Annotated in this window: 3 protein-coding genes and 2 pseudogenes; 1 reads left to right on the forward strand and 4 read right to left on the reverse strand. The window is 42.9% G+C overall.

The genetic code is table 11. The annotated features are described in order from the left end of the window. The first annotated feature begins 184 nt into the window (after positions 1-184). Positions 185-2,572: a DUF3769 domain-containing protein gene (locus O9300_RS11710; protein WP_287971784.1), complete on the forward strand. Its 2,388-nt coding sequence runs from the start codon at positions 185-187 to the stop codon at positions 2,570-2,572. A gap of 42 nt (positions 2,573-2,614) precedes the next feature. On the opposite strand, the pseudogene O9300_RS11715 reads toward O9300_RS11710, so the two are convergent. The 4 genes and pseudogenes from O9300_RS11715 to O9300_RS11730 form a co-directional block, all read right to left on the reverse strand. After that, positions 2,615-2,848, reverse strand: a pseudogene (locus tag O9300_RS11715) (ISNCY family transposase); the annotation flags it as partial. An 879-nt stretch (positions 2,849-3,727) separates the two neighbouring features. Continuing rightward, positions 3,728-3,955, reverse strand: a complete 228-nt coding sequence (locus tag O9300_RS11720) for a hypothetical protein (RefSeq protein WP_287971785.1) — start codon at positions 3,953-3,955, stop codon at positions 3,728-3,730. A 153-nt stretch (positions 3,956-4,108) separates the two neighbouring features. Continuing rightward, positions 4,109-4,342, reverse strand: a complete 234-nt coding sequence (locus O9300_RS11725) for a hypothetical protein (protein WP_002745620.1) — start codon at positions 4,340-4,342, stop codon at positions 4,109-4,111. A 94-nt stretch (positions 4,343-4,436) separates the two neighbouring features. Next, positions 4,437-5,082, reverse strand: a pseudogene (locus tag O9300_RS11730) (RNA-guided endonuclease TnpB family protein); the annotation flags it as partial.

Genomic DNA, 5,082 nt, shown 5'->3' on the forward strand with positions numbered 1-5,082 from the left:
CTGAAATGGGGCGAAAGTCTGTGGACTCTGTGTAAGACAGTACATGGTTTTTTAACTGTGGTATGCGACGGTGGTGGAAGCAGAAACTTAAATCGTGAGGTTTAGGAATCGCCGCACTTTTAGGGCGGCGAGGATGTCAATGAGGTTCACTCGTCCTCTATTTTGATCGCCGACTCGTGCAGTCATGTCTTTTTTTCTCTTAGCTGTTGAACCACCTGCCCTGATTAATACTGTAGCTGAACCCGAAACAGAGGAGCGCCAAGTTTCTGAAAATAGTCCCACGTCTGTAGTTCCCCTCCCTGTCACCCCAGCACCTCTAGAGGCAAAAAAGCCTTCAGAAGAGAGCGTTTCTATTCCCCTCACCGTCACTCCACCCCCGGAAACCGTCGAGGTAAAACCCTTGGTTCCCGATGAGGGTATTCCCTTAAAACCATTACCTAGCAGTGCGGGTGATGCGGCAGCTTTAGGAAAACCCCTTTCTGTCCAGAATTCTCCACCCCCCGCGGCCGTTGGTGTCACCATTCATCCCGAAACCGAGATAGTTTCAGGATTAAATCAAAAAGCTCTTAACCAGAAAAATGGCTCAACTCGGCTATTAGTGCGGAAAAAAGGCGAAAAAACCAGCCAAGAATACTTGATTTCCCTCAATAACGGCCTAGCTCAGGCCGCTAATCCAGAAGGGGAAAGACCCATGGAATTGGTGGCCGATGAGCAGGAATTTGACCAAAATCGGCAGATTATCACCGCTAGAGGTAATGTCACCCTGCGTTTTGCCCAAAGTGTACTAACGGCCGATCGCTTACAGATTAATCTTCCCGAAAAGTTAGCAGTAGCGGAGGGCCAGGTGATCCTAACCCGGGGAGATCAAATCCTGCGCGGCGATCGCTTCGAGTATTATTTCGTCCAGGATAGCGGTGTGGTATTTAATGCTAATGGGGAGATTTTTCAACCCAGCACCGCTAGGGATTTAGGACAAACGCTGCCCACGGATGTGGGGGCCGGTAGTTCTTTTGCAACCCTAACCGATCGTTTGGCATTAAATCAACCCTTGCAGAGAATTACCACGGGAGAGGGTTTTCAATTTGTCGTCGGGGGACAGGATCCCAGTCGGCGCGATCGACAGAATATTAGTAGTCCATCGGGGGGAACGATTAATCGTGTCCGTTTTCAGGCCGAACGCTTGAATTTTGATGGTAAGGTGTGGAATGCCACTAATGTGCGTCTGACTAATGACCCTTTTTCCCCTCCTGAGTTGGAAGTTCGGGCTAATTCCGCCACTTTTCGCAGTAGCGGCCCCTTTACCGATGAGTTGCGGATGAGTAATTCCCAGTTGGTTTTCGATCAACGGGTAGTGGCACCCACTTTTATTAATAGTCTTACCTTCGATCGCCGTCGTCGTCGTCCTTTTTTAATTGCTCCGGGCTATGATGGAGAGGATCGGGGCGGATTTTTCGTAGAAAGTCCCCTAACTTTAGTGGAGACACCGAAGACTCTTTTTGAGTTGACACCCCAATATTTAATTCAAAAAGTCCTCAATCCCGATGCTTTTCCCTCAGCTAACCCCGGAGGTGGTGAAGTTTCACCCCTTAGTCCGAAAGCTTTTGGTTTATTGGGCAATTTTGCCACTAATTTTGGCGAGCGCTCGTTTTTGCAAGCGACAGCTTCTTTTTCTAATTTAGATTTGGAACAGATCGAAAATAGTGTTCGTTCTAAAATTCGCTTTCAACAGACGATCGGACAGTTGCAGGATCCCTATCTGCTCAATGTGGAGTACAATTATCGCGAGCGTCTCTTTAACGGTTCTTTGGGGTTTCAGACGGTTAATAGCAGTTTTGGGGCAATTTTGACCTCACCGGTGATTGTCGTCCCCAATACGGATATTAGACTCAGTTATCAAGCTTCTGTTCAGAATGTCAACGCACCCACCGATCGCAGTAATCTCTTAGCGGCCAATGCAACGGATAATGTTACTAATTTAAGCCGTTTTCAGGGCGCTGTCTCCCTCAATCGCAGTTTTTTACTCTGGTCTGCCCTTACTTTACCACCGACTCCCGACCAAGGTTTAAGATTTTCTCCTCTTCCCGTTCAACCCTATATTGCTATTGTCACTGGTGTCACTGGTGTCACCAGTTATTACACTAATGGAGAGACGCAAAATTCCGTCACGGGAACCGTGGGATTATTAGGACAGTTTGGGCGTTTTTCCCGCAATTTTTTCGACTATACCGGGTTTAATATCAGTTTTAGTCAGGGTTTGGTTAACGGACAATCACCCTTTTTCTTCGATCGCTTTGTTGATCAACAAACAATCTCATATAGTATAACTCAACAGGTATATGGTCCGATTCGTGTGGGTTTCCAGAGTATTTATAGTATCGATCAAGCTAAGGAAATCAGTACAGAATATTTTCTCGAATGGAGTCGTCGCACCTATAGTTTAATTTTGCGCTATAACCCGGTGCTGCAGTTGGGAATACTCAACATCCGCGTTTCGGATTTCAACTGGACAGGCAACCCCGGCTATTTTGAGGGTAGCGATATCCGTCCGGTGGTGGATGGAGTAACCCGTTAAGACTAGAAGGGAGAGGGAATTATGAATTATGAATTATGAATTATGAATTAGATTTTTTCGCCCATCCCATTGTTTCTTTTCAACGTTCGTAACTTCTCCACTTTTTTCTAAAAATTCTAGCCATTCATATAAAGTTTTAGGCGACGTTTCCCAACAAACAAAAATAAAATTATAACCTTGTTTTACTGCTAATTCACAAACAGGTTCGTGAGAATATAAGTCGTCTCCTAAAAGGGTTACAGAATAACCCTACTTATTTTTATGATTCTTATTTAGGGCTGGCTGAATAAATCTAAAAACCTTGTTGGATAAGGCTTTTAGACTTTTTTTCCCTCAAAAAGTGCCTACCATTGGAGTGATCGGGGGTAAAATTCCTGGACTTTTTCCCTGAAAATTAGGTAACTGACTACCTCAAAATCGGTAAAACCCCACACCCCCCCTGCCCCCAGGAAAAACTTTTTGCCGCAAACCCTAATTATCAATTTTTATTTCCCTTGAATTCCCTATTCTAAAAACAGAACTATCTTCCTGAATTTACCCCGTTCTTTCTCAGCCAATCCCTTTGATTGCTTGAGTATTTATATTTAATTTGTCCAACCAATTGTTTTTTTAGTGATCGCCTCTCCCTGAAAAATAGTCACTTTCTACTATATTTTGCCTTCCAAAATCGGGGTTAATGCTCTATTTATTTCAAAATGAGAATTGCTGAAAAAATATAAAGGTCAGCGCCGACACAGTAGTTTTTACGTGGGTCAGCATCTCCATAATTGGCTTCAACTATATCAAATTTTCCAAAAAAGTATCGAAGAGCTAATGCAAATTAGCCGCTATCGGTTGAAGGATTACCTCAAAGGGCAAAGGGCTATAGAGCTTGTTCTATCTACGTTCTAGCCGCTCTTGTCCCCCTGTCAGGTCAATAACATCAATAACATCAATACTTTTTAAGCGATGTATTATTCTATAATAAACTTTTAGATGGTTAACAATAAATACTTCAATTCTTTCGGGAGTGCCTGTTTTAAAATCTTCTCTCTGGAGTGATCAATCATGCAACAGATCGCGGATTTTGTGATAAGTTTCAGGATCATTTTGTTTTAAATTGCTCAAAAAGTCTCTAGTGCTTAAGGACAACCAGATATCATACGCCCTCTTACGTTAAAATCGATGTTTGATAATTTTACCCTGCGCTTGTTCTGCTAACGCTTGCTCTAGTGCCTGCTGTTCAGAAAGAGGGATATCTGCAAAGCGAATGACCGATGTTTCCTGACAAATGAGATAATCTGGATTAAGCTGCCTTAAGAGTTCCTCAGCTGCAGATGCGATCGCTTGTTTAATCTCTTCATCTGAAGCAGGTTGAGTCGTCTGGAAAAGATCAGATTGCATAAAAAGTCTCAGCCAATCAAAACACTATGGTTTCCTTTATTCTAACACCAAAAAAGCTATCACGCTATATTTATAGAGGGCGATCACTTCTAAGGTCAGTATTGCAGCTTAAGTCGTTTATTATCAGCAACGCCCAGATAATTTACTCGCTATTTAAGGGCGGACTGCTAATAACTGGACTTGTACCGTTTCAGGAAGTTTTATTATGACAAAATGATTTTCTGGGTACAAATAATCTTCGCCAGATTCATCAATCACTCGCAAACATCCCACCTCTTGCGCTTTAGCATCAGGTAACACTTGATAAAGTTTACAAACCTCTAAATCTCCGCCTTCTTCAGCGGTAATACAGATAGCAAATTCAATGTTAGATGCTGGTGTTTGCATAAATATTTAGTCCAAAACTCGTTTAACTTTCATTTTTCGCCGACCAATACCTTGACATCCTCGCCGCCGTAAAACGGACGGCGATTCCCAAACCTCACGATTTAGGTTTCTGCTTCTTTCCCTTGCGGGGTTCCGCACCTGCCTTAACAGATTTACTCTATTCTGGTCTTATAGTCGCTCTACAGACTGACACCGCAAGCCCTGCGGCCAAAATGTTTTTACTAGCGTTAATATCTCGGTCATGGTGAGTCCCACAGTCTGGACAGTCCCATTCTCGAACATTTAACGGCATTTTCAAGGGCAATATGCCCACAATTACTACACCTTTTAGAGCTAGGAAACCATCTATCTATTTCGATGTAGTTTCTCCCATACCAACGGCATTTGTAGGCTAATTGTCGAGTTATTTCTCCCCAGCTTACATCAGATATTGCCTGAGATAATTTCGGGTTTTTGACCATATTCTTAACGGCTAAATTCTCAACCACAATCGTTTGGTTTTCCCGAACTAATTGAGTGGTTAGCTTGTGTAAATGGTCTTTTCTACTATCGGTGATTTGAGCGTGAATTCTTGCTACTTTGATTCTTGCTTTTTCTCGATTCTTTGAGCCTTTCTGTTTTCTAGACAGATTTTTTTGCGCTTTTCGCAGTCTCCGATAATGCTTGTTAAAATGCTTGGGATTAGATACTTTATCGCCATTGCTGGTAATCACAAGGCTACTAATTCCTAAGTCAATTCC

This window comes from Microcystis sp. LE19-195.1E (genome assembly GCF_027532095.1).
GTDB lineage: Bacteria > Cyanobacteriota > Cyanobacteriia > Cyanobacteriales > Microcystaceae > Microcystis > Microcystis aeruginosa.

Bases quoted from the DNA above. Each gene is read 5' to 3' on its own strand.
- O9300_RS11710 (WP_287971784.1), top strand. From the start codon at position 185: ATGTCTTTTTTTCTCTTAGCTGTTGAACCACCTGCCCTGATTAATACT.
- O9300_RS11720 (WP_287971785.1), bottom strand. From the start codon at position 3,955: ATGCAATCTGATCTTTTCCAGACGACTCAACCTGCTTCAGATGAAGAG.
- O9300_RS11725 (WP_002745620.1), bottom strand. From the start codon at position 4,342: ATGCAAACACCAGCATCTAACATTGAATTTGCTATCTGTATTACCGCT.